The sequence below is a fragment of the Coprobacter fastidiosus genome (genome assembly GCF_030296935.1).
In the GTDB taxonomy this organism is placed as follows: Bacteria; Bacteroidota; Bacteroidia; order Bacteroidales; family Coprobacteraceae; genus Coprobacter; species Coprobacter fastidiosus.
The window spans coordinates 2,507,691-2,533,478 of sequence record NZ_AP028032.1 but is presented as its reverse complement, the minus strand read 5'-3'; the positions used below and the strand labels follow the sequence as shown (position 1 = coordinate 2,533,478).

Genomic DNA, 25,788 nt, shown 5'->3' with positions numbered 1-25,788 from the left:
AACAATGTGTAGGAATCAACAGAATAGGTGCATTTATTGTTATTCCTTGTTCCTGCTATTCCTCTTCTATAAAACTTTCTAAAAAATAAAAGTCCGGAAGTATAGATTCTTTCCGGACTTTCATCACAAATACGCACATTAATAATTAATAAATGCTATCACAACATTTTGAACACACTTGTCTTTTTTTCTGAAACGATACGAATAATACAAGGCTGAACAGTACTTATCCGGAAAGTACCGTCCGATACTTTTTCCCGTGCCAAGATTGTACCCGTTAAAGAATAAGCGCTTACTGTCGCCGATTCCGGAATATTTCTAACCACGATCTCATCACCGTTTCGATAAGCAATGTAATCCGGTAAATCAAGAGTTTCTATCCCGGATACATCAGCCTTAACAACTTCCGACAATTCGCTCAACATACCATATTCACTCACTCCCTGAACTGTATATTCATCACCGGACTGCATCAACTCATCCTCATATACCAACTCCGCCGCATCTGCCTTTACAAAACCTATCGTAGATCCATTCTTTTTTACGACATAACAGATGACATACTTCGAAGCTTCCCAACTTAACGTCTTACCTTCTATCTTCAAACCGGACGGTGCTTCGACACTCTCCGTCATAATCGCCGGATCCCAATCATCACTTCCACTCATTACATTTTCGATCGTATAAGCTGCAGCCTCTTCATCAGTCAGCGAATTTTTGGCGTAACCTTCAATCTTATTCTCCTTCATGGTTACTCCGTTCTCATCTTTTTTCGGTTGTCCGGTAGATTCATCTATAATTGTTTCTCCTTCATAGTAATAATAATAATCATTACGCAATGACACATCGACCGGATCTCCGTATGCATCTACGGTTTTATAGTCTGCCCATATTTCCGGAATACCTCCCATCGTAAAATACCAGCCTTTTGCATAAACAGGGACTTTGCATGTAGTATATAAAAATACCGTCTTAGGCGAATCGTGCCAAGGTCTGCCGAAATAAAGCCCTTCGACATCAGCATTTCCGTCGATAACGCAATGATCAAAGACATAGCCCCACTTTTCTTCCTTCTTATGATTCGGTGCAACGATATATCCTCCCGATTTACGGGTATTATACAATGTACATTTATTAAAGAATACATCCCCAGCTCCATAAATATAATCGACAGCACCTTCGATAAAACATTCGTTCAAGAAATGACGTCTCCCCGTTTTATTCGAAGTAAGGTAAGTATCTTGATAGCTTCTCAACTTACATCTATTCAAGATAGCCCGGTCACTATAAGTACACAGAGCAAGGGCTTGAGGTCCGTCCTGCGCAGTTATTCCGTATTCGTTTTCAAACGAAATGCCCGTCGCATAAAAATTATCTCCGGTGACATATACGGTAGCCCCGTCAGTTGGAGAATAGACAGGCTTGCCCAAATCATTATCCCCGCTGACTCGGTCGTCCGAAATAATAACACTCTCCGCATCCTCCCCGATCAGATGAATATACGGTTTTGCAATTTCAAGATGGCCTTGATATTTTCCCGCTTTAATATAAATCAACCACGGAGATGTACGGTCGGAAGGTGCGGCATCGATTGCTTCTTTTACAGACGTATAATCACCTGAACCGTCCTGTGCTACTACGACATCAAAAACTTTTGCGATCGGGTCGGGACGACTCATTGTCGTAAACGTTACTGAGAACGCTTCATTAGGTATCCCCGATACATTGGTTACAAAACCGGCCGGAATATCGACAGAATAAGGGGTATTGTACGCTAATTTCGTATAAGGCAAAGTAACAGACGTAGATCCATATTCAGGGACTAAAGAGATTCCGTTCAATACGACATCTCCCGTACCGGCTTTTATTTTTTTGTTAAAGTTCAGAATTAATGCTCCATTCGCAGAAGCTGAAGAAGAACCCTCAGCCGGAACTGACGAAGCCAATACGGGAGCTTCCGGATCATATTCATTCTTAGGATCGGCAAACACGAATACATTAGCCAAAGTCGTACCATCATTCCCCGAACCCAATATCGTGCTTGTTTCATCAGCAATCCAACGAATATAAACCATAGATTGATCCTCCGCTTCAACAGGAAGTTTTCCGATACAATCTTCCCACAACGACTGTCCGTAAACCGAAGAAAGATCTATCGTCACAAGGTCTTTAAAATTTTTATTATCTAACGAATACTGCATTTTTTGCTTAGAATATACTTGATAACTTCCAGACATCAGCGATGTAACCTCTATATTCGTATATCCTTTAGTCGAAAACTGAGCCTGAAAATAACGCCGGGAACTAAAATCTGTCGTCCAAAGCCGAGCATTTGCATGTGCCGGAGTGTATTCTGCAGCATGGTATAACCAATTTACCGATGCTCCGGTCGGTTCATAAGCCGAAAGCAACCCCTGATTCGTAGATTCAGAATAGAACGGTGCGGGAATCTCTTTTCTTTTTTCAGCACTGGCAGCATCATTAAAATCCCAGCCTACAATAAAGTCCTTTTGATCGAAATTCGCTGAAAGCTCTACATTCCCGGTTATCTGAACAGTACGAACTTTTTCTGTCTGACCATCGCTCCAGCCTCCGAATATCGTCACAGGGTTATCTACCACTGAAAGCGTCACGATAGTTCCTTCCGGATAAAAATTATCCTCTGCCTCAGGAGAAAAAGAGATTTTACCCCACCGAGAACCGTTGACAGAAACAGTCAGCTTATACAAAGTCAGTTTATTGAAATTAGCGGTTATTTTCCGATCGGTATTTAAAACAAGTTCCAACTCCGGATCGCTTCCCAGTACCGCACCGCCATCATCATCCGTCCAGTTTACGAATTCATATCCAAAAGCAGCCTCTGCAGAAATTTTTACCGTCGAATTTATATCATAAGTCTCCGATACCGGAAAAACAGATATATTCCCCGCACCTTCGATATTCGTTTTTGTACTCAACGTTACCTGTTCGGCCGTAGAAACATAATCGCCATAAATGTCGAGACTAAGCAGGAATGCATATTGAGAACCATTCAAATTATAAAAGCGGATAGATACATTCTTTTGTTTTTCTTCCGGAATGGAAATAGAGACCAAATGTCCCTGTGTATCTTTATATTTCTCGTTATTAGAATCATAATAGTATGTCCCGTCCAATGGCGTATCGAAAATCGTTTCCCACTCAGACTGACCTTCATACTTTATCTGCACACCCAATCCCCGATCATTTCCGGTAGCAGCTTCTACAAATTCGATCTTCGTAACCGACTCCAAAGCAGAAATTTCGATAGCAGAATTATCCTTCTTTTCTGCCCGAATATAACCGGGAGTCACATAAGAACTGGTAAATTTAGAATCTGTTCCTGTCGGAGAAACAACTACCTGAGACAAAGAAAAAGAAAAATCCTCGTTCGAAAAATGAGTCTTTGCAGGTACAACGACTGCATCATCGCTTGCAGAAGAAGATTCCCAATCTTGAAATGTCGTAGAATACAAAAGTTTCTCTTCTGCACGGATCGAACCGATCACCGACAAACATAAAAGAAATAAAAATCCGAATCGTTTCATCATCTGTTTCATGGTTATAATTTTATATTTATACTATTTAACTGTTCCTATTATCTGAGGATACCACTCATCGTTTCCTCCCAATACATTTCTTAAAGTTATCTGATCCGCCTCTTTATTCGTAAGCTGATGCGACCAGCTAACCCGACCTTCACAATTTCCACCCTCACCCCGACTTTTATACTCGCCATAAAAAGTTGTCTTTTCAGCATCGGGTTTCCTCCAATTATGCCACCCTTCAGGAGAAATATGGCTACCCATATCACATTCAATAAACAAAGTCCGGGCAAAAGGACGCCAAGGACGCCCCAAATAAACATTTTCGACAGAGTGATCTGCCGTCAACCGGCAATTATGGAAAACATACCCGTATGCCTTTCCTGCCGGAGTCGCCGCTGCAGTAAGATACCCTTCTGAACGTTTACTGTGAATTGTACAGTTCTCGAACCACGCAGTAGATTTTCCGAAAATAAAATCGACCGTTCCTTCGATATAGCAGCCTTCGTAATATTGCCGGCTATCTTTATCATAAGTATAAAGAGTATCCTGAAAGCCCAGAAAACGACAATTCCGGAATATAGAACGATCTCCGCTCACAAAAACGGCAACAGCCTGTCCGACAGGCCCTGAACTATTCTCGAAAGTCATATTCTCAGCTATAAAATCCGGAGCGTAAACATAAAATGAAGCAGAACCCGAAGTAGACATCTCCTCTCCGAATACATTCATTTTAGAAGCATAATCATCATAAGTCAAAATAGTCTTAGTTCGGGACTCTCCCATAAATGAAACATTTATTTTACTCTCCGGCAAAATAACCTTTTCTTTATAAACGCCTTCCCGTATATAGATCGTCGTACGCCCTTTTTTCCTGAAATCAGGTACTGCATCAATGGCCTCTTGTATAGTAAAAAAATCTCCGCTACCATCTTTAGCTACAACGTAATCATACATCACGATATGAGGAGCAAGAGCAGGAATAGTCTCTTTTATCGCCTCGGCGACCATACGGGCAATTAATCTCGCGCCTCGCACATTAAGATGAGTATTATCCTGTTTTCCTTTAGGCAATGCAGCATAAATTCCCGGCTCGACCCAGACAAAAAGAAAAGTAGATTTTTCTGGTCCGTACTTTTCCAATAAACCGGCAGACATTTTATTTAAATCGATTAATAAAACTTGTTTTTCCTTAGCAACAGTTCTTACTGCATCGGTATATTTCCCATGCGTATCTGCTAATGTACCGTTCGGATTAAACTTTCTACGGACAATAGGCGTAAAAAGTACCGGTATCGCCCCGACTTTTCGGGTCTCATCTATATATTTCCCTAAATTTATCTTATAGTCGGTTTCCGCATCTGAATGACGGGCAGTATCAGCTTTTTGATCATTATGCCCGAATTGGATAAACACATAATCCCCTTTACGAAGTTTTTTCCGTACAAGTTCCCAATGTCCTTCATTTCTGAAACTCCGCGTACTGCGTCCATTCAAAGCTCTGTTATCGACATGAATATCCGGAGTCAAAAATCCGGGGAACATCTGTCCCCAACCTCGTTCAGGATTTCCGCCCGAAAGAGATTTATCGGCCATTGTCGAGTCTCCGATCATATAAATGACAGGAATGCGCTCGACATCGAACGAACAAAAAATGCACGTAAATAATGTAAATAAGATATAGTAGGATGTGTTCTTCATTTATAGACATTTAAACATGTCACAAAAATAAGACACACAATCCTATTCAAAAGAGTATTTTTTGACACAAATTGTGGAAATTTTTCCACAGAATCAAACTTCCGGAATTTTAAGGATTTGACCGACCTTCAAGGAGGATGAATGCAAATTATTTATTTTTTTCAACAAATTAGTAGTAACACCCGGGAAACGTTGCGAAATAGTCCATAAACTCTCTCCCCGAGTGACCTTATGATAATGATAACGATCATAGGCAGGATTGCGCGGATTACGTGCCGTCGAAATATTCTTCTTACTCGAAACCGGAGAAATAACGGCAGTTTCGTTTTTTACTTCTTTCGTAGATTGTGCAATAAAAGTCGAATCTTTAGAGATGACAGTTATACTATCCGGTTTCTCGACTTTTTTAGAAGGAGTTTTCCGAGCGAGTTCGGCACGATAAACTTTCAGTCTTCGCCCGGCTACGATATTATTATTCTTTAAATGATTCCAATTACGAAGATTCCGGACAGAAACACCATAACGATTGGCGATAACAGAAAGAGACTCTCCTTTTCTTACACGATGATATACCCAACTGCCGCCTCCGGTCGAAGCATAATAACCTGCAGGTTCGACAGTTGTTCGCCGACCATATATCTCAGATTGATAATTGACGATAGAATCTTTCGCATCGATAAAAGCGTAAGCCTGCTGCGCAGGCAGACACAACGTTCTCAAACGGGTATCTCCCGGAATAATATCTTTTCGATATTGCGGATTAAGCCCTCGTAATAGGTCCATAGGAATCTCCAAAACATCAGCAATCTGCTTCAAATGAATACGATCGCTGATCTGTATCGTGTCGGTCGTCAAAGGCAGGTCGGTAAGAACCGGACAAATATTATGTTCTTGGTAATAATGCATCACATAATTAGCCGCAATAAACGCAGGTACATAGCCCCGAGTTTCTTTCGGCAGGTAATTATAAATTTCCCAATAGTCTTTTTTGCCACCCGAACGGCGGATCGCTTTATTTACATTTCCCGGACCACAATTATAGGAGGCTATGGCAAGAGGCCAGTCTTGATAAATATTGTACAATTCTTTTAAATATCGTACGGCTGTCTCTGACGAACGAACAGGATCTCGACGTTCGTCGATCAAACTATTTACTTCAAGACCTAAAGGCTTTGCCGTACCGATCATAAACTGCCATAACCCGGTAGCTCCTGCACGGGAAACAGCATCCGGACGCAAAGCCGATTCGATGATCGGCAGATATTTCAATTCAAGAGGCAATCCGGCTTTTTCAAGAGCTTGTTCGAAAATAGGAAAATAATAGGCACTCAGACCGATCATCGTTTCTACCAATTCACGACGCTTCTCGGTATAAAGAGTTATATAACTTTTTACAACCTGATTATACGGCATTTCTATAACAGTAGGTAAAGCCGCCAAACGCTGAATATAAACAGAATCCGGATAATCTATATTAACACTGCTTCTTATGCAATTTTCATCGATTATGGCATATTTCTTTAAAAACCAACTGGACAGAAGACTATCGACATCAGCTTCAAGGCTTTCCGGCAAAACGATTTCCTGATCTGAAATCGTATCTTTAGCTGTTTTGATTTTCTGAGATTCATCTATCGTTCCCCAAACAGGGAATAGCAAAACCGAAAAAAGAAATATAAGCACTATTTTCTGCATAATCAATTCATTATTTTAAAAAGTTATCGCACATTGCAACCCCAATGAGGTACTCGAAAATGGCGTAGGCTCCATTACAGCCGGAAGCAAATGCATCGAAACATCAGGTGTAATGTCAAAATGATATAATTGAGCATCGACATAAGCATCGATCATGGCCACGACATAAACCCCGATCATAGATATAATACATAAATCCCGATTACGACGGTAAAAATCCTTCTTCCGTTTCATCGCACTTTTCAGCCACTCGGTATTCGATTCGATCCATTCTTTATCATTCCTACGGTTATACGGAAGAAAATTTATATAACTATCGGTAGTCGGATCACTATCCATAACATCCCGATATGCCTGAGAATAATCGGTATAATATCGGCCATTCCATGAGACGGCATACGTTAATCCCATAAACCCGCCTATTACAATCGGCAATTTCCAATATCTCCGATTATAAATCTGTCCCAGACCCGGGACTAATGCCGATAACCAAACGGCTTTCATCGGATCGGGGTTGAACACGACACTATCTCTACGGTCGACCTCCAATCCGGTAGTATCGACAACATCGATAGACCCCTCTGTACCGATGACATAAAGAGAATCTTTTCCGGTAGAAACTTCCGTCTGTATTTGAGCCGATACCGGGACAACCGACACCGGAATTAAAAGACATATAATTAAAAAGATCCCCAGTATTTTATGTCTGTATATGTAATATATCCCTGTCAAAATACTATTTCAGTTTATCAAAGATAGCGATCAAACGTTCCAACTCCTCTTCATTTTTAAAAGGAATACTAATCCTTCCTTTTCCTTCATCATTACAAGTAAACTGAACTTTTGTATTAAAAAATGAAGAAAGATGTTTTTTCAGAATATCATATTCTTCGCGTGAAGTAGGACGAGAAGGGACTTTCGGCTTTTTCGCTTCTTCTATCGAATGTCCTTCGGAAAGACTTTTCACGATTTCTTCGACTTTACGCACAGAATAACCGTTCTCTTGTATCAATTCATACACTTTCAACTGAAGTGCAGGGTCATCAATCGACAGCAAAGCCCGCGCATGTCCCATATCCAGCAATTTGTTCTTCAGCCCCATTTGAATTTCAGCCGGCAGTTTCAACAAACGCAGATAATTAGCGATAGTCGTCCTTTTCTTACCTACCCGGTCGCTCAACCGTTCTTGAGTCAGATTATACTGTTCGATCAATTTCTGAAACGTCAATGCGATTTCGATAGAATTCAAATCTTCCCGTTGAATATTTTCTATCAACGCCATCTCCATCATCGTCTCATCCTCTGCTGTACGCACATAAGCCGGAATAGTTTTAAGGCCGGCCATGATAGAAGCCCTGTAACGACGCTCCCCGGCAATGATCTGATAAGTTCCGTCTGATATCTGACGTAAAGATATCGGCTGTATAATACCCAATTCTCGAATAGATGTAGCCAGTTCCGACAACGCTTCCTGATCAAATTCCCGTCTGGGTTGATCCGGATTCGGCTTTATTTTTGAAATTTCTATTTCATTTATCGACGAAGACCCTTCCGTTTTCACCTCATCCATCGTAATAAGTGCGTCGAGTCCACGCCCCAAAGCGTTTCTTTTAAATGTAGCCATAGTATGTCGCCCTTTTATACCTGCCGGGCAAGACAGGTTTATCTTATAAAATCAACTCTCTCTTTCGATCAACTCTTTTGCCAGTTGCATGTGGTTAATACTTCCGCGAGAATCCGGATCGTACAATATCGCCGGAATCCCATGACTGGGAGCTTCGCTCAACCGGATATTCCGCTGAATAACGGTAGTAAACACCATATCCCTGAAATGCTTTTTCAGTTCCTCATAAATTTGATTGGCAAGTCTCAGCCGAGCATCGTACATAGTCAGCAAAAAGCCCTCTATTTCCAAAGCCGGATTCAATTTGGATTTGATAATCTTAATTGTGTTCAATAATTTACTGATTCCTTCCAACGCAAAATATTCGGCCTGAACCGGAATAATAACCGAATCCGCAGCGGTTAAAGAATTGACGGTTATCAAACCCAACGACGGAGAGCAGTCTATCAAAACATAATCATATTCCCGCTTGACCTCATCCAGTAACCGTGACAACACTCGCTCTCGGTTTTCTACATTCAAGAGTTCCAATTCTGCACCGACAAGATCGATTCTCGAACACACGATGTCCAATCCTGAAACACAAGATCCGACAATCGCCTCACGCAAAGAATTTCCGCCGATCAGACATTCATAAATCGATACAGAAACCGTACGAGGATCTACCCCGAGTCCTGAAGAAGCATTTGCCTGTGGGTCGGCATCGATCACGAGAACTTTTTTGTCCAACGCGGCTAATGATGCGGCCAAATTGATCGAAGTAGTGGTTTTCCCCACTCCTCCCTTTTGATTGGCAATAGCAATAACTTTACCCATAACACAAAATTTTATCGGGAGCAAAGTAACCGTTTTTTATGTTCTGCTATTTATCAGCACACAAAAAAATGTCCCGATTGTTGATAAGTCGGCTTTATTGTTAATAACATCAATAAGATTCCGAATATACGTAAAGTGCTCACTCATCGTGACAAAGATAAATAAATTTGACGGATACTACTGTGCCTTTCAATTAATTTAGCACTCGAATAAACTACACGTTAAAAAAAGCGGTCTGAAAAATGTTTATTTTGTACATTTGCATACAAAGAACCTGACAATTAAAATATATATGAAAGTCCCAGCCACAGAAAAAAGACCGCTTATTTTAGTAACGAATGATGACGGAATAGAAGCAAAAGGCGTTCACGAACTGGTAAAAATGATAGAAGATTTGGGCGACATCGTAGTCGTAGCACCGGATAGTCCCCGTTCCGGCCAATCGAGCGCACTATCTGTCGGCATTCCTCTAAGGCTCAATTTGATCGAACATTACAGGAACATATCTTTTTACCGGACAAACGGCACACCGGTCGATTGTGTAAAACTTTCTATGAATCAACTGTTCGACCGCCGGCCTGACCTTTTATTATCCGGAATCAATCACGGTTCGAACTCTGGCGTCAGCATTGTTTACTCGGGAACGATGGGAGCTGCTCTGGAAGGCTGTATAATCGGAATCCCCTCTATCGGTTTCTCTCTTACCAGTCACGAACCGGATGCAGATTTTTCGCCCTGCCGGGAGATCGTAAGGGAAAGTTGTAAAAAAGTCTTGGAAAAAGGGCTTCCGCCTTCGGTCTGTTTAAACATCAATATTCCGGCAATTCCTCGTCCGAAAGGTGCACGCATCTGCCGCCAGGCTCAAGGCTACTGGACCGAAGAATACGACCACCGTATCGATCCGCACGGGAAAGATTACTATTGGCTGACCGGCCGTTTTATGAATTTAGAACCCGAGAATGAAGATACTGACGAATGGGCACTTGCTCACGGTTATATCTCGATAGTTCCATGCACTTGTGATCAAACAGCCTATTCCGCCATTCCGGAAATAAATGATCTTTTATCTTTAGAATAATTCCGACTCATGAAAAAAATCGCCATATCGTTTATCTTCTTTATAATGCTCGGATGCAGCAGCGTACCGCTGACCGGTCGAAGACAACTCAATCTTGTCTCTGATCAAGAGGTTCTTGCATTAAGTAATCAAAGTTTCTCGGATTACATGAAAACGGCAAAAGTGTCAACAGACTATATGAAGACACTACAAGTCGCACGTGTCGGACAACGCATTGCAAATGCCGTCATGAGTTTCTTGCGAAACAACGGTATGACTGCCGATGCAGCTTCTTATAATTGGCAATTTGTACTGGTTAACGATAATACACCGAATGCTTTTTGCATGCCCGGAGGGAAAGTGGTTGTAAATACCGGCATACTTCCGTACACTCTCGATGATGACGGATTGGCTGTCGTTCTCGGACATGAGATCGCTCATGCCGTCGCCAAACACAGCAGCGAACGAATCAGCCAGCAAATGCTCGTTCAATATGGCGGAGTAGCGTTAAACACCCTGATGCAAAACAAGTCGGATGCAGCGCAAGCTTTGGCAAATCAAATATATGGTGTCGGGACACAAGTAGGTGTCATGCTGCCCTATTCCCGTAAGCAAGAATCCGAGAGCGACCGTATGGGTCTCATTTTTATGGCAATGGCCGGCTATAATCCCGAGAAAGCGCCTGCATTCTGGGAAAGAATGGCAACTCAAGGATCTTCCACCCCCGAATTTTTAAGCACCCATCCGTCTGATGCCTCTCGAATAGCAAATTTAAAGAAATTAGTTCCCGAAGCTATGAAATACAAAAAATAAAAAATTCAGTTCGATAAAAGACTCATGCAAATAAGGAAAATGAAAGCAAAAGACATCGAAGATGTCATGCAACTATGGTTATACACCAACCTGAAAGCGCACGCTTTCATTCCTGAATACTATTGGTACGAGAATTTCAACGAAGTAAAATCGGCACTATCCGAGGCCGAAATATATGTTGCAGACCAAAATAAAAAGGTTATAGGATTCATCGGTCTTATCGATAACTATATTGCAGGAATTTTCGTTTCCGAACACATGCAATTGCACGGTATAGGGAAACAACTGCTAAGTATTGCAAAAAAGCGACACCCGGTCTTACAATTGCATGTTTATAAAAAGAATCTAAAAGCTATCGGATTTTATCAAAAACAAGACTTCAAAATTATAAAATCCGAAATCGACACGCATACCGGAGAAGAAGAACTTTTCATGGAATGGAAAAATAGGCCGTTTTGAGATCAAAAGTCCGGACGGATTTTATGACAAAAATATCAACAGCCAAACAAAAAAATTCTCTAAATCCCAAGTAGCTTTTCTATATCATTTTTCCAAAAACCATACACATTCGATTTTCATTTCAATTTAAGAATCGCACGACTTCCCCCGACAAGACCATTTGCATTTTTTCGCAAAAATATTCAATCGCACAATTCATACAACAGAATATTTTTTGTATAAAACGACAAAATGACGAATTTATTCAAAAAAAATTCAAGTTTTATGCAATAATAAAACATTTATTCTTACATTTGCATCTGAATATAGCATAATTATACAAAGAAATAAATTATTGCTTTCAATATAGAGACTATTTCAAATTTTATCAGATACTGTTCCGAGACTTATTTCGGTGCATTTTGTGTTTTCTAAAAACATAAAAACACGATAAGAAACGAAATACGAATCTTGAATACAGACAAAATAAAAGGAAAGGAACTTTAAGACTTTCAAAAAAGGAATAATCTTATGAAAAATAAAGTCGATAGGCTACAGGCTATTAAAGAAATTATTATTTCACACAAAATCAGTAGTCAGGAAGATTTACTAAAGCAACTCACGGAAAGAGGTTTCGACCTCACTCAAGCGACCCTTTCCAGAGATTTAAAACAACTGCAAATCGCTAAAGTCGCAGGCAAAGACGGAGGTTACCTTTACGTTATGCCCGAAACCGCAGGAATCGGCAGATTGGCCAATGCAAAAAATCAACAACACTATGCAGGCCCGGTATCCGGTTTTCTTTCTATCGAATTCTCCGGACAATTGGCGGTTATTAAAACACGTCCGGGTTATGCTAGCGGAATAGCTTGGGACATAGACACTCACTCTGCTGAAGAAATATTGGGAACAATTGCCGGAGACGATACGATATTGTTAATCTTACGCGAAGGAATTACCCGACCACAAGTATTAGAAACTCTAAAAACCATAATACCTTCTATCGACGGAGAATAAAAGAGATATTATATTAACATATTAAAATGACCCGATGCGCCTGTTTATTCTACTTAAAAACAGACCAAAGAACAAAAGAAAATGGAAGATACAATTGAAGTAATTGTAGCAAGCGAAAAGCACTTGTCGTATGTAGAAACAATTCTCGATACAATCGAGAAAGCAGCAAAAGTCAGAGGTACCGGAATCGCAAAACGGTCACCGGAATACGTAAAACAAAAAATGCTTGAAGGGAAAGCCATTATCGCCCTCGACGGAGATAAATTTGCGGGGTTTTGCTATATCGAAAGCTGGAGTAACAAACAGTTTGTAGCCAATTCAGGACTTATCGTCGTAGAGGCATATCGAGGACACGGACTGGCCAAACGGATCAAAAGAAAAGCATTCGAACTTTCCCGATCTCGTTTTCCGGATGCAAAAATTTTCGGACTTACAACCGGACTGGCAGTAATGAAAATCAACTCAGAATTAGGATATCGTCCGGTAACATTCTCCGAACTTACAGATGACGAAGCTTTTTGGAAAGGATGCCAAAGCTGTGTAAACTATGACATATTGCAACGGACAAACCGCAGAATGTGCCTGTGTACGGGAATGCTCTTCGACCCGCATGCCGAAGAACACCATTCTGAAAATAAATAATTACATTTAATATAAATACTCTCGATATGAAAAAAGAAAAAGTTGTTTTAGCATTCAGCGGAGGATTAGACACATCTTTCTGCGCAAAATATCTGACAGAAGACTGCGGCTACGAACTATATACGGCAATCGCAAATACCGGAGGGTTCAGTAAAGAAGAACTGAAATCGATAGAAGAACGCGCCTACAAATTGGGAGCGACCGAACATGCCTCTCTCGATATAACACAAGAATATTACGATAAAAGTATCAAATACATGATATTCGGAAATGTTCTCAGAAACGGAACATATCCTATCTCCGTCAGTTCGGAACGTATTTTTCAGGCAATCGCCATTATCAATTACGCCAAAAAGATCGGAGCAGATTATGTCGCTCACGGTAGTACCGGTGCAGGAAACGATCAAGTTCGCTTCGACCTTACGTTCCAAATATTAGCTCCTGAAATAAAAATACTTACTCCGACACGAGACATGACTCTCACCCGCGAATATGAAATAGATTATCTGAAAAAACACGGATATGAAGCCGACTTCAAAAAAATGGAATATTCCATCAACAAAGGATTATGGGGAACGAGTATCGGAGGAAAAGAGACGTTGAAAAGTAACCAGACTCTTCCCGAATCGGCATATCCCTGCCAAATGATTGCAAAAGGCGAAGAAACTTTAACAATAGATTTCAAAGAAGGAGAAATCGCTGCAGTCAACGGAGAAAAATATGATGACAAAGTCGCGGCAATACAAGCTATCGAAAAAATTACTGAAAAATACGCAATCGGGCGAGATATGCACATCGGCGATACGATCATAGGTATCAAAGGACGTGTAGGTTTCGAAGCTGCAGCTCCGATGGTAATCATCAACGCCCACAAAATGCTCGAGAAACATACTCTTACCAAATGGCAACAATACTGGAAAGATCAAATCGGGACATGGTACGGGATGTTTTTGCATGAAGCCCAATACCTCGATCCTGTAATGCGGGATATGGAAGCTTTTCTACAAAGCTCCCAACAAAATGTCACCGGTCGAGTTATCATCGACCTGAAGCCGTACCGCTATATCTTGGTAGGTGTCGAAAGTGACTTCGATCTTATGAAATCCGATTTCGGAGAATATGGAGAAGTGAACAAAGCATGGACAGCTGATGATGTAAAAGGATTCACTAAAATCTTGGGTAACCAAATGAAAATTTACCATTCGGTATTGAACAAAAACAAAAAGTAAATTTTTAATAAACCAAAAGCAGAAAAGGATTTATCTTTTTCTGCTTTATTCCAATAATATAATATGATAAAAGCAGGAATTATAGGCGGAGCAGGCTACACAGCCGGAGAATTAATTCGTTTATTAATAAATCATCCGGACGTTGAGGTCGAGTTTGTCAATAGCAGCAGTAATGCCGGGAATAAAATTACAGATGTTCATTCAGGACTTTTCGGCGAAACAGACCTGACTTTTACCGCCGAGTTTCCATTTGATAAGATCGATGTGTTATTTTTCTGTACAGCACATGGAGACACAAAAAAATTCATGGACACTCATTCCCTTCCCGAAAAATTAAAAATAATAGATCTTTCTATGGATTTCCGGATAGAATCTCCCGAACATGATTTTATTTACGGTCTTCCTGAACTAAACCGGAAACGAATAATCCGGTGCAATCGGGTTGCCAATCCGGGATGTTTCGCTACCGCCATACAACTGGCTCTGCTCCCGCTGGCAAAAAATTTGCTGCTTAACAATCCCGTACACATCCATGCGATAACCGGATCGACAGGTGCCGGACAAAAACCTTCGGCAACATCTCATTTTAGCTGGAGAAATGACAACGTCTCCATCTATAAACCTTTTACACATCAACATCTGGCAGAAATAAAACAAAGTCTGAAACAACTTCAAAACAGTTTTGATACCGACTTGAATTTTATTCCGGTACGAGGAAATTTCTCAAGGGGAATTTTCGCCACTCTTTACACGGACTGCCCGGTAGAACTCGATGAAATAAAACGAATTTACGAAGAATATTACGACGATCATTCTTTCGTGTTCATCAGCGACAAAAATACCGATCTGAAACAAGTCGTAAATACAAACAAATGTTTACTTTATTTAGAAAAATTCGGGAATAAATTGCTGATTACCTCTTTGATCGACAACCTTCTGAAAGGCGCATCCGGACAAGCGGTTCACAATATGAATTTACTTTTCGGTCTGGAAGAAACCGTCGGTCTGAAACTCAAACCTTCGGCATTTTAACATAATAAAAAATTCACTATGAAACTATTCGATGTTTATCCTCTTTTCGATATAGAAATAGTCAAGGGAAAAGGTTGTTATACATATGATTCGAAAGGAAACGAATACCTCGACTTGTATGGCGGACATGCTGTAATCTCGGTGGGGCACACCCATCCCTATTACACTCAAAAACTTACCGAACAGGCACAAAAACTTATATTCTATTCAAACTCGGTAATCAACAGTTTGCAAATAGAACTGGCAGATAAATTGGGAAAACAATCAGGATACGACGATTATTCGCTATTTCTGATTAACTCTGGAGCAGAAGCGAACGAAAATGCTCTCAAACTTGCCTCTTTCCACACAGGAAAAAAGAAAGTCATCGCTTTCAAAAAAGCTTTCCACGGACGTACGTCGGCAGCGGTAAAAGTAACGGACAACCCTAAAATCGTTGCACCTATCAACGATACATTCGAAGTCAGTTACCTGAACCTAAATGACATCGACTCCGTAAAAACAGAAATAGCCAAAGGCGATGTGTGTGCGGTTATTATCGAAGGAATACAAGGAATAGGAGGAATACAAGTTCCCAAAATCGATTTCATGCAACAACTCCGGGAAGTATGTACTCAAAACAGTGTAGTCCTTATTCTTGACGAAATACAATCGGGATACGGACGAAGTGGTAAATTTTTCGCACATCAATATGCCGGAATAAAAGCCGATCTCATAACTATGGCAAAAGGGATGGGAAACGGTTTCCCGATCGGCGGCGTACTGATAAGCCCCATGTTCACTCCGGCATACGGGATGTTGGGAACGACTTTCGGAGGAAATCATCTCGGTTGTGCCGCCGCAATAGCCGTACTCGATATTATGAAAAAAGAAAATTTAGTAGAAAATGCGGCCAATACAGGTAACTACCTGATCAATGAATTAAAAAAGATTCCTCAGATCAAAGAAGTACGAGGAGAAGGACTCATGATAGGCCTTGAATTTGATCAACCGGTAAAAGAGATCAGAAGCAAACTGTTATTTGAACAGAAAGTATTTACAGGGGTTTCAGGTACAAATGTAATACGACTGCTGCCCCCATTGGTACTCACAACCGATCAAGCCGATATATTTATAGAACGTTTAAAAAAAGTATTGAATTAAGAACTATACAAAAATGAAGAGAACCCTAAAAGTCTTTTATCTAACTTTTAGGGTTCTCTTCATTTTTAAGGTAGTCTTATTTATAAACTCCGATATTAAACACGATATATTCTCTTTTTAATCTGTATTTAATACATTATTCGAGTATTTCTTAAGAACAGGAGTCTACTTTTGCTTTACATTAATTCAATATCTTACCAAAATGAAAAACTTACGACTACCGATCTTACTCATTTTCGGGCTGCTATCAAACCTTGCATCAGCAAAAGAAATCTACGTCGCTTCCTTCGGAAAAGACTCGAATCCCGGTTCGCAAAACGAACCCTATGCAACATTGGGAAAAGCATTTACTGTTCTCGAAAACGACGATAAAATTTTCATACTGGACATACTAAGCATACAAAACGAAGCTTCGGGAACCGGAATGGGACAAATGGAAGATGATTGTCTCGGCATCAAATTTCCGTCTGACAAAAAAAATATCGTCATACAAGGTATCTCTCCCGAAACATCCGGTATCGACGGGACATCTCTTATTTTAGGGCAACGGGTACTGTTATTGCAAAACGTCGAAAATCTGACAATCAAAAACATCTCGATAACCAATGCCCTGAAAAATATAAATCCCATGGTAATAGGTGGTGGCGCAATCAGTGTTGAAGGCGGAAATGTCACCATCGAGAATTGCAATTTCGATGCCTGCGGATCATCCACTCTTCGTTACGGAGGAGCCATTCAGGTCGATAACGCCATCGTAACACTGAAAAATTGCAGTTTCGCTCGGGGCAACGCTTCTTACGGAGGGGCTATATACGTCGCATCCGGAAAGTTGATGACAGATAACTGTTCTTTCGCGCAAGGGAATGCTACCCTCGGTGGCGCTATCGCTACACAAGCCAATACCGCCAACACGGTTACTCCTGAAGAAAAACAAGTTTCCATTTTTTGTTCTAATTCGTACTTTTACAAAAACAACGGTTCGGCAGGCGGTGCGATAGCCGTAAGCAACTCTACAAATAATAATGCCGTCAAACTTCGAATCGAAAGTTGTACGTTTGCCGAAAATTCAGGACGAGGTGGAGCTATCTCCCTTGAAAATAAAAAAACAGCGATCAATGACTATCAGTTGATAAATTCCACGATCTATAAAAACAGTTCTCCAAACGACGCCGGAGCAATCATGTTGCTTGCCGGTCAAACAGGAGAAACATTCGATCTGATCAACTGTACCATCACTGAAAATACGACAACCGGGAACGCAGGACATGGGGCAGGAATCCGGTTCTATAACGACGATTCGTCAACCAGCCAGACCGTATTGAAAAGAATATTGAACTGTATTATCGAAAACAACTATGCGACAAACAACGGCAGCAGAAATCAGAATTCCGATCTGTCGTTCCGTCATACGCCCGAAGCCACCTACTTAATCATTAAAAACTCTTTCATAGGAAGCGACGGGAACAATAATATCAACGTAAAATATTACATGGAAGACAACCTCTTCAACTATTTTTCGGCAGTAGAATCCCTTGCCGAATTCGAAGGATCTACTTCCGATCAGATTCAGGCCGAAAAATGTATTCCGGTACTAAGTTCTTCTCTCGCTTCTAATTACGGAAATCCCCAATGGTTACAAGAAGTCGGCATAACCACCGATCAAAAAGGGAAAACAAGACCGTTTACCAATAACCGATGCACTATCGGTTCTGTCGAAGTAGTCTCTACTCTAAACCCGGGAACAAAGCCCGAAGGAACACCGATATACCCAAGTTATAATAATCTGGTAATGGCAGGTTATCAAGGATGGTTTTCTGTAAAAGGTGATGACTCCGGAAACAACGGATATGTTCACTGCGGCCGTGACGGAAAATTCGAACCGGGATATGCCGGAATAGAATTTTGGCCCGACATGACCGAATACACAAAAAAATATCCGGTCGATTTCGTTTACCCCGACAATAGCCAGGCCTATTTTTTCAGTTCTTCCGATGAAGAGACTGTCGATCTGCACTTCAAATGGATGCAACAATACGGAATCGATGGCGTTTTCATTCAGAGATTCATATCTTCCATAACAAGTCAAGCAATAGGAAAAGTTTTGAAACATGCCGTAAAAGCAGCAAAAAAATATAATCGAGCCTTTTCGATTATGTATGATTGCAGCGGACTATCTACTGAGGCAGATATCTATAAAGTATTAAATGACTGGAAAATCATCAATGCTAAATACCGTCTTTCCGATCCGTCTGTATGTCCTACCTATCTTCACCATAACGGAAAACCGATGATTGCATTATGGGGTATCGGTTTACAAGGCAAGGGCAGTACTCCCGCCCAGTTTAAAACAATGATGGACAATCTGCAAGATTTAGACGGGGCTAAACAGAAATTTTCCTACTTACTGGGATCATCTTATCAGTGGAGAACCGGAGGAGGCGACGCCTATCCCGACACGAAAGATCTGGTCGAAGTATTAAAAACAGCAGATATTATTTCTCCTTGGTCGGTCGGACGTTACAACTCTATAGCAGGATTCATGGACCGTGTGGAAAAATTCCTGAAAACCGATATTTTATGGTGTAGAATGAATAATGTAGGATATGCCCCGGTAGTTTTTCCGGGATTCTCATGGAGAAACTTAAAAAATCTGACCGCAGATAAATATGATGAAATACCTCGCCTGAAAGGCGATTTCTTATGGAGACAGATTGCCGAAGCAAAAAAAGCCGGAGCCAAGATGATCTATGTAGCCATGTTCGACGAACTGGATGAAGGGACCTGTATTTTCAAATGTGCAAACAGTAAAAATACACCGATATTCGCAACTTCATCAGACCCTCAAGGTAAATTCTTGGGAATCGACGATGATCTGCCCACCGATTACTATCTGTTCTTAGCCGGACAGGCCGGCGAATGGCTGAAAGGGAATGCAGAATACGGCGATACCAAACCTTCCTACAAACCGATGGGAATGGGACATACAAAAATAGAATCTCCGATAACGATAACTTATGCAAATAATATCCTCTCAATCAAAGCCGTTCGAACCGGAAAAATAATTGTACGAATCTATAATACACAAGGGAATTTAATAGGCACATTAAAAAATAAAGAACAAAATATACCTTTCAATAAAACAATTAATATATCCGCTTTTCCTAAAGGCATATATATTATACAAACTATCCTCGAAGGAAAAACATACACCACAAAAATTCAAAAATAAAAGATTTCACAAGCCATTTAATATAAAAATGAAGTACCCCCTAAAAGTAGATAAAAAACTTTTAGGGGGTACTTCATTAAAAACACTCGACCTATTCTGTATCACCATATAAATATAAATTCTCGGTTTAATATATCTTTTTATTACTGGAATCAATAATCGTTCCCCCAATATAGGTCTCTTTTTATAATAATATTGTTTATCACTAATTCACAGGTATTTATATTATTAACATAGTAGTCCTAAAATTATAATTCTCATATCAGGAATATTAAAATCAATTTAATAAGAATTTAATACAGTTTGTAACAATGTAGTTGAGCATTTTTAATATCACCAAATTTCTTTTGTAACAAGTTTTAAGAAGAGCCTGATCTAAATTACCAAAAAACTTAGCTTCTTCTTGAAAATACAGAATTCACAATATTCATTAACTCTAAATTTTTACTTATGAGAACTTCTACAAAATTGTGGGCAACAGCCTTACTTTTTTCGTTTTCAGCTTTTTCTTTGAGTGCAAAAGACCTTTATGTTGCGTCTGCTGAGAATGGCGGAGCTGCCGAGAATGATGGTTTAACTCCTGAAACTCCGGTAGCTTATTTAAGCCAATTGAATAGCGTAATTGAAGCAGGAGATGTAATTCATGTAAATGGGATGATCATGATGTCTCAAGACCCTAATCAAAAACCCGATAGAACAAGTGGCTATGTACATCAACAAGCCGGAGCAAAAGGACACCAAGGATTTGTAATTATGGGTGGCGCATGGCAAAATATCACGATGATCGGTGAAGGCCTGCAATCCGGTTTCGATTCGGAACACAAAGGTCGTCTGTTCCGCTTGAACGGAGGAGGTAATCTTACTTTTAAAAATCTTACTTTCCAAAATGGTCGGGATCTGATCAACGATGGGGGAAACGGTTTCTGGATCGGAGGTAACTTAGTTGCGACATTCGAAGATTGCAAATTTATGTTCAATACCGTAGCTCACGCAAACCCCGATTCACCTACAGATTATGCAGATTCCAATGGCCGAGGCGGAGCTATTCACAAAAATGAAATTGGGGATGTGAACCTATACAATTGTACGTTTACAGGAAACGAAAACCGGGAAGGTAATGCAATAAACTGGTGCGGAGGAAAACTTGTTGCCGTAGGTTGTTCTTTCATGGGAAATACGACCAAAATCAATGGTACGGGTGGTGCTATCAAGTTTTGGTGTTTAGTGGCCGGTAAACCGATTCAAGCAACTATCGAACATTGTCTGTTTATGGGAAACAGTTCTGGCAACGGTGGCGCTATTGCCATAAATGAAACTGCCGACAGAGATGATGCAGGTAACGATATTACTATCAAGGATTGTTCGTTTATCGCCAACTCTGCAACTATGTGTGGGGGGCTACTAATCAACAATATAGCTCCCAAAAATACTAGTAAAGTAAAAGTCTTAAATTCTACTTTTGCCTATAACCAGGCAATCAACGACGGTGCTGCAATTAATTTAAGAGCAGCATCTAAAAATAGCGAATTTACGATGGTAAATTGTACGGTAGTAGACAATATCACTCAAGGTAACGGTGGACATGGTGCCGGTCTTTTAATTACGAACGATGCCACTAATCCGAAGACAAATTGTACTAAACGCATTTATAATTGTCTTTTCCAAGGGAACTATGCTGTTGACGGTGGTAAAATGACAACTTCCGATTTGACCTTAAGAGATGCGATGGCTGAAGGAGAATTTGAAGCATACAATACTTATTTCGGCAGACTGACCAACAATCCTATTCTTGATGGAGCAGCTATAAATTGCACGGTAAATTATATGCCGGGAAGTACAAAAGACATGGATTGGGATATACATAACGCCTCCGGTTTGTCGGATGACGCCTCTATTTACGCTCCCAAAAGATATATAGTTCCTTTTATAGATGAAAATGCTCCCGGACTTACTTTTGGTAACGCTGAATATCTGACACAATTCGGTATCACAACAGACCAAATGGGTAATCCTCGTAAAATTACCGGAAATTCTTGTGCCGTAGGATCTCTCGAAATGACTGAAGCAGAAATGGATGCCTCTTCCGATCCATGGGATCCTACTCTTACCAGTATCGCAAACACAACCGAAGACAAAGATCAAATCGAAATCTATGTCCGTAATGGAGAGATCGTTGTCGGAACAGGAAATAACGATGCAAACATTCAGTTATATAATATGAACGGAAGTATATTAAAAGCAACAACCGGCAGCATGGAAATAACCGATATCAACAGCGGATTCTATATTGTAAAAGCTGTTTTAAATAATCAAATATCAGTAAAGAAAATCTGGATAAAATAATAAACACAATGATAAGATATAAAGTCGTTAGACCATTCTAACGGCTTTATATCTCTATGAACCTCGATTATACAATATCACACACTAATACAAATTTTAAATTTTTATTTATGGAAATACCTAAAAAAACTACATGGAGAAATGCGCTAACGTATTTCTTGCAATGGACATCTTGTTTCCGTATTGCTTGGATAGTGGGGCTATTCCTCTGCGTACAGCTACTCCACGCTCAGAATTCTGAAATAAAGATTTCCGGATCTGTTCTCGATGCTTCCGGAGAACCTGTTACGGGTGCAAACGTATCTGTTGTCGGGTCCTCTAAAGGAACGATGACCGATTACAAAGGAAACTTTACTCTAAGTGTTCCACCCAAATCGACCTTACGGGTAAGTTTTATAGGCTTTGAGCCTCAAACAATCAGAATCGGAGATAAAACCAATTTCCGGATTACGTTAAAAGAGAACTCTAAAGCATTGAACGAAGTCGTCGTAACGGCTCTCGGTATCACCCGTGATGCAAAATCCTTGTCGTATGCCCGACAAACAGTAAATACGGAATCGATGAGCGATGTGCGAGCTTCGAACATGCTGGATATGCTCTCCGGTAAAGTCGCAGGCCTTCAGGTAATCGGAAATGGCGGACCATTGGCATCTACACGTGTAGTTATCCGTGGTAACGGCTCTTTGTCCGGGAATAACCAACCGTTATACGTTATCGACGGTGTACCCATTATGAACGATATGGGAGAAAGCGGTGACCTCGATTACGGTAACCCGGCAAATAATATCAGTCCGGATGAAATCGAAAGTATAGAAGTTCTGAAAGGTGCAAATGCTTCCGCTTTATACGGATCGGACGGTGCGAATGGAGTTATTTTGATTACGACCAAGAAAGCAACCCGTAAAGCAGGATTAGGTGTCAGCTATAACTTCAATATGATGTTCAGTACCCTGATGCAATATCCTACTTATCAAAATATATACGGATCAGGACAAAATACAGGTTTTGAAAGAGGATTTAATTATTATACAGCATCAGGTAACGGTTACTCATACGATCCAAACCTTCCCTATGGAATTTTTAACCCCAATATGGCCGGACAAGACCAACGTTGTTGGGGACTCCCGATGTTGGGATTCGATGTAGTAGGACGTAATGGCGAAATTAAACAATACTCTCCCGCCAAAGAAACAATCGAAAATATGTACCAAGTAGGTAAAGCGATTACCAACAGTGTCTCTTTCGATAAAGTAATGGATAATGGAAGTTTCCGTTTCTCTTATACCAATATTCATGCCGATGATATCTTGAAAAATTTCAACAATTTAGATCGTCACAACTTCAACTTGAACTCTACTGCTAAATTCACGAATTTCTTAAGTATGGATTTAGGTGCTCGTTACGTATATGAACATGCCGACAATCGTGGATTTCGAGGAAGTTCTAACCGTAATCCACTTTGGGTGGTTGCCAACTTGCCGCGCGACGCAACAATGGACGAATTGATTCCTTGGAAAAATCCGGATGGAACAGCAAAAACACAACGGGGATTTAACAATCCGTTCTGGCTATTGAATGAACTTTCCAATGAAGACTATAAGCATTGGTTTATGGGAAATGTTACATTGAATGTAACTTTTACCAACTATTTGAAGCTGAGATTACGTGCCGCAACCGATATGCAAACAACTCGGGCATGGGCATTTACCAACTACAATTCCCCATGGGATACCGACGGAGAATACAATGTACGTAATCGAATTGCAATGAACAATAATTATGAAGGAATATTAATGTACAACCAACGTTTCGGGGATGTAAGTATCAATGCCAACTTAGGATTGTCTCATCAACAGATAAAATCAGAACAGACCGATTCTAAAGTCAATCAGTTATTGAAAGCCGATTTTACGAGTCTTGCCAACAATGCCGGGAACCCGACGACCAGCGAAGGAGAAAGCAACAAATGGAAAGAAGCAGTTTTTGGAATGCTTTCCGTAGGATATAAAGGTGCATACTTAGACCTTACAGCACGTAACGAATGGTCTTCGGCCCTACCGATCGACAATTGCTCCTATTTCTACTACTCTGCCGGTGCAGGTCTTGTATTTACCGATATGATCGAAATAGATAAAAATATTCTTTCATTCGCCAAATTACGCGGATCTTTTGCTCAAGTAGGAAATGATACCGGTTTTGACAATCTATATAATGGATACTCCTATGCCGGTTTGTTTAATGGAATTGCTTATTATAACGGAGAATCCACCCGAAAAAATCCGAATCTGAAACCTGAAAAAACACTATCTGGAGAAATCGGTGCAGATCTTCGATTCTTGGATAGCCGTCTGTCGATAGACTATACTTATTATAACAAACGGACAAAAGATCAGATCATACGTGGAGATATCTCTCCGGTATCCGGTTATACGCAAATGATGTACAACGCCGGTGAAGTTAAAAACTGGGGACATGAACTAACAGTTACCGCAATTCCGGTACAAACCAAATTAGTAACATGGACCACGACATTCAACTGGGCAAAAAATAACTCAAAAATCGTCTCTCTTATCGATGGAATGGATCGTTATGAGTTAGGAAGCGGCGTAAATGGAGTTAAACTATACGCCGTAGTAGGCGAACCCTACGGAACTTTGTACGGGAATGACTACAAACGGGACGAAAACGGTAAAATATGCGTACAACTTGATGGTCGTCCTAAATATGTATCAGACCAAGTATTGGCAAACGTCCAACCGGACTGGATCGGAGGATGGAGAAACTCAGTTCGAGTATGGGACTTCGACTTCAACTTGATGATCGATTTCAAAAAAGGAGGAAATTTCCTTTCCCGTACAGCTTGGCAAGGTGCTATCGACGGGCAAACCGTACAATCTCTTGAAGGACGCTCCGAATTTTTGATGGCAAAACGTATTCTCGGAGAAACCGACAATGAAATGCATGGTATCATGGACATTGGTAATACGGTAACTCCAGGTGCAGACTTAAAGAATAATGCTGTTCTCTATCCTGATGGAGACCGTCCCAAAGGTATATATATGGAAAATGCCGTATATGACGAGTCCGAAGGCGAATGGGCAGGAAAACCGAATATGTCTTGGGTAAATCCGACTGTACATTGGACACACAATAACACTTCAAGTATGAAACGCTACATCTATGATGCCAGCTATATCAAACTGAGAGAGATCAGCATCGGTTATACGATTCCCAAAAAATGGTTACAAAAAACTCCGCTGAAAAGCGTCAGAGTATCTGCTGTGGGTCGTAACGTTGCTATATTATTCCAGAACACTCCGAAAGGAATCGATCCGGAAGCAACCCGTACTACCGGAAATGCACAGGGATTTGAAGAAGGATATGCCCAACCTTCGGCAACTTATGGTTTCGATATTAAAGTATCATTCTAATATATATAATTATAG

General features: G+C 40.5%; 17 protein-coding genes. 11 read left to right on the top strand and 6 right to left on the bottom strand.

What is annotated here, in order from left to right; all coding sequences use genetic code 11:
- Positions 1 to 158: 158 nt before the first annotated feature.
- The 6 genes from QUE35_RS10055 to QUE35_RS10030 form a co-directional block, all read right to left on the bottom strand.
- Entirely contained in the window at positions 159 to 3,578 is a 3,420-nt protein-coding gene (locus QUE35_RS10055; RefSeq protein WP_022601169.1) for a pectinesterase family protein, read from the bottom strand.
- A 21-nt stretch (positions 3,579 to 3,599) separates the two neighbouring features.
- On the bottom strand, positions 3,600 to 5,264 hold the full coding sequence (locus tag QUE35_RS10050) for a pectinesterase family protein (RefSeq protein WP_031258583.1): 1,665 nt from the start codon (positions 5,262 to 5,264) through the stop codon (positions 3,600 to 3,602).
- 93 nt (positions 5,265 to 5,357) lie between these two features.
- A complete protein-coding gene (locus QUE35_RS10045; protein WP_022601167.1) occupies positions 5,358 to 6,959 on the bottom strand; it encodes a LysM peptidoglycan-binding domain-containing protein in 1,602 nt (533 codons plus the stop codon).
- Positions 6,960 to 6,974: 15 nt separating this feature from the next.
- Positions 6,975 to 7,619 (bottom strand): DUF5683 domain-containing protein, encoded by a 645-nt coding sequence (locus tag QUE35_RS10040; RefSeq protein ID WP_022390362.1) that lies wholly within the window; start codon positions 7,617 to 7,619, stop codon positions 6,975 to 6,977.
- A gap of 76 nt (positions 7,620 to 7,695) precedes the next feature.
- Positions 7,696 to 8,583, bottom strand: a complete 888-nt coding sequence (locus tag QUE35_RS10035; RefSeq protein WP_009319610.1) for a ParB/RepB/Spo0J family partition protein — start codon at positions 8,581 to 8,583, stop codon at positions 7,696 to 7,698.
- Positions 8,584 to 8,634: 51 nt separating this feature from the next.
- Positions 8,635 to 9,399, bottom strand: coding sequence for a ParA family protein (locus QUE35_RS10030; RefSeq protein WP_022390364.1), 765 nt, complete (start codon positions 9,397 to 9,399; stop codon positions 8,635 to 8,637).
- A 292-nt stretch (positions 9,400 to 9,691) separates the two neighbouring features.
- On the opposite strand from QUE35_RS10030, the gene surE reads away from it, so the two are divergent.
- The 11 genes from surE to QUE35_RS09975 all read left to right on the top strand — a co-directional run bounded on the left by surE (position 9,692) and on the right by QUE35_RS09975 (position 25,773).
- A complete protein-coding gene (gene surE, locus QUE35_RS10025; protein ID WP_022601165.1) occupies positions 9,692 to 10,477 on the top strand; it encodes a 5'/3'-nucleotidase SurE in 786 nt (261 codons plus the stop codon).
- Between the two features lie 9 nt (positions 10,478 to 10,486).
- Complete coding sequence (locus QUE35_RS10020; protein ID WP_022390366.1) at positions 10,487 to 11,269, top strand: M48 family metallopeptidase; 783 nt, start codon at positions 10,487 to 10,489, stop codon at positions 11,267 to 11,269.
- A 39-nt stretch (positions 11,270 to 11,308) separates the two neighbouring features.
- Positions 11,309 to 11,728 carry a GNAT family N-acetyltransferase gene (locus tag QUE35_RS10015; RefSeq protein WP_022601164.1) on the top strand — a complete coding sequence of 140 codons (420 nt, stop codon included), beginning with the start codon at positions 11,309 to 11,311 and terminating at the stop codon, positions 11,726 to 11,728.
- A 510-nt stretch (positions 11,729 to 12,238) separates the two neighbouring features.
- Complete coding sequence (argR, locus tag QUE35_RS10010) at positions 12,239 to 12,724, top strand: arginine repressor (RefSeq protein WP_009319605.1); 486 nt, start codon at positions 12,239 to 12,241, stop codon at positions 12,722 to 12,724.
- Between the two features lie 81 nt (positions 12,725 to 12,805).
- On the top strand, positions 12,806 to 13,366 hold the full coding sequence (locus tag QUE35_RS10005; protein WP_009319604.1) for a GNAT family N-acetyltransferase: 561 nt from the start codon (positions 12,806 to 12,808) through the stop codon (positions 13,364 to 13,366).
- Positions 13,367 to 13,392: 26 nt separating this feature from the next.
- Positions 13,393 to 14,595, top strand: a complete 1,203-nt coding sequence (locus QUE35_RS10000; RefSeq protein WP_022601163.1) for an argininosuccinate synthase — start codon at positions 13,393 to 13,395, stop codon at positions 14,593 to 14,595.
- A 63-nt stretch (positions 14,596 to 14,658) separates the two neighbouring features.
- Positions 14,659 to 15,627 (top strand): N-acetyl-gamma-glutamyl-phosphate reductase, encoded by a 969-nt coding sequence (argC, locus tag QUE35_RS09995; RefSeq protein ID WP_022601162.1) that lies wholly within the window; start codon positions 14,659 to 14,661, stop codon positions 15,625 to 15,627.
- An 18-nt stretch (positions 15,628 to 15,645) separates the two neighbouring features.
- Complete coding sequence (locus QUE35_RS09990) at positions 15,646 to 16,770, top strand: aspartate aminotransferase family protein (protein WP_022390370.1); 1,125 nt, start codon at positions 15,646 to 15,648, stop codon at positions 16,768 to 16,770.
- 202 nt (positions 16,771 to 16,972) lie between these two features.
- Positions 16,973 to 19,999, top strand: a complete 3,027-nt coding sequence (locus QUE35_RS09985; RefSeq protein WP_022601160.1) for a T9SS type A sorting domain-containing protein — start codon at positions 16,973 to 16,975, stop codon at positions 19,997 to 19,999.
- A 450-nt stretch (positions 20,000 to 20,449) separates the two neighbouring features.
- Positions 20,450 to 22,342, top strand: coding sequence for a T9SS type A sorting domain-containing protein (locus QUE35_RS09980; protein ID WP_022601159.1), 1,893 nt, complete (start codon positions 20,450 to 20,452; stop codon positions 22,340 to 22,342).
- Between the two features lie 110 nt (positions 22,343 to 22,452).
- Complete coding sequence (locus tag QUE35_RS09975) at positions 22,453 to 25,773, top strand: SusC/RagA family TonB-linked outer membrane protein (protein ID WP_022601158.1); 3,321 nt, start codon at positions 22,453 to 22,455, stop codon at positions 25,771 to 25,773.
- Positions 25,774 to 25,788: the final 15 nt, after the last annotated feature.